Source organism: Nitratidesulfovibrio oxamicus, assembly GCF_015731765.1.
GTDB classification, from domain to species: Bacteria; Desulfobacterota; Desulfovibrionia; order Desulfovibrionales; family Desulfovibrionaceae; genus Cupidesulfovibrio; species Cupidesulfovibrio oxamicus.
This window is the reverse complement of record NZ_VRYY01000524.1, coordinates 1-1,519: the sequence shown is the minus strand read 5'-3', so window position 1 is coordinate 1,519 and position 1,519 is coordinate 1. Positions and strand designations below refer to the sequence as shown.

Here is a 1,519-nt window from a genome sequence, read left to right as displayed (position 1 = left end):
CCGCCCGGCGCAACATGCGGCCCACCCCGCACACCGGGTGCGGCAGGCTGCGCGGGTCGCCCAGCCACAGGTCCAGCAGCAGGGCCAGCGGCGGCACGGCCAGCAGACCCCACACACCCCACGCACCCCACAGGAAATCCATCAACGACCTTCCAGCGCCCCGGTGTGCGCCAGCGCCTGATACAGCACGATGCCCGTGGCCGTGGACAGGTTCAGGCTGCGCACCTCGCCCCAGATGGGAATGCGCACGTGGTGCGGCGTGGCGTCCAGCACCCCTGCGGGCAGGCCGGTGGTCTCCGGCCCGAACACAAGGGCATCGCGCTCCGTGAAGTCGAAACGGTGGACCACAGCGCCCGCGCGGGCGCTGGTCATGACCAGACGGTGCTCGCGCCCCGGCCCGTCAAGATAGGCCTGCCAGTCCGGCCACACGGAAAGGTTCACGTGCGGCCAGTAGTCCAGCCCGGCCCGCTTCAGGTAGCGGTCGTCCAGGCTGAAGCCCAGCGGCTCGATGAGGTGCAGCGGGGTGCGCGTGGCCGCGCACAGCCGCGCCACGTTGCCCGTATTGGGCGGAATTTCCGGATGGTACAGGACGATGTGCATGTGATGATACCGTAAGAAAAGGATTGCGCCGTGCTACCGTAAACAGTGAGCGGCATGTGGCGGAACGGGCCGCACCCTATCCGCCCTGTGCGAGGAAGGAAAGACCGGAGGGCACACGCGTTCCGGCGCGCCGGACAGCCGACAACGCCCAACCGCAGCTACGGCGCGATGGAAGTACCCACGCCGATGCCTACCCGGCCCCGCTCGGCACCGCCCCCGGCATCGGGCCCGCCCGATACATCCGGAAAATCGGGCAAATCTGGCACGCCAAGCCCGCTGCCGCCCAGCGTGGCATCACCCGCGCGCAGCAGCCCCTTCAGCCGGGCGATGCGCTGGTACGACTGGCGGATGCGGTCTTCGGAAATGCGGCCCGACTGCACGAGGCCGGTCAGCGTTGCATGCACCCGCTCGGTCAGGTCCGGCTGCCAGCGCAGGTTGTTGCCGAACAGCAAAATGTCCGCCCCCGCGTCCACTGCGCGGAACACCACCTCTTCCAGCGGGTAGCGATCGGTGATGGCGCCCATCTGCAAGTCGTCGGTGATCACCACGCCCCGCCAGCCGATGTCGCGGCGCAGCAGGCCGTCGATGGTCGGGCGCGACAGGGTGGCGGGGTGCGCAGCGTCCAGCCGGTTGTCGTACAGGTGCCCCACCATGACCATGCCGCCCCAACCGTCTGCCCAGGCGTTGCCCGCAGGGCGCAGCAGGGTGCGATAGGGCCACAGTTCCTCGGGTCTGCGGGTGGCGGACACGTCGGTGACGCCCAGGTGCGAATCTGTTCGGGCACTGCCGTGGCCGGGAAAATGCTTGAGGCACGACACCACGCCCGCCTGCGCCATGCCGTTGACGAACGCCGCCGCGTGGGCCGCCACCGCGCGCGGGTCGCGCCCGTAGGCCCGCCCCAGCCTGCCGATGGCCGGGC

At 70.1% G+C, this 1,519-nt stretch carries 2 protein-coding genes; both read right to left on the bottom strand.

The genetic code is table 11. The annotated features are described in order from the left end of the window. Window positions 1-141: 141 nt before the first annotated feature. Window positions 142-600: a tRNA (cytidine(34)-2'-O)-methyltransferase gene (locus tag FVW20_RS14895; protein WP_196610222.1), complete on the bottom strand. Its 459-nt coding sequence runs from the start codon at window positions 598-600 to the stop codon at window positions 142-144. A 158-nt stretch (window positions 601-758) separates the two neighbouring features. Further along, window positions 759-1,519, bottom strand: a 761-nt coding sequence (locus FVW20_RS14890; protein WP_307831574.1) for a glycoside hydrolase family 3 N-terminal domain-containing protein, incomplete at its 5' end; no start/stop codon positions are given.

What these genes read in the sequence shown, in the direction of transcription:
- FVW20_RS14895 (WP_196610222.1), bottom strand. Translation starts at nt 600, where the DNA reads ATGCACATCGTCCTGTACCATCCGGAAATTCCGCCCAATACGGGCAAC.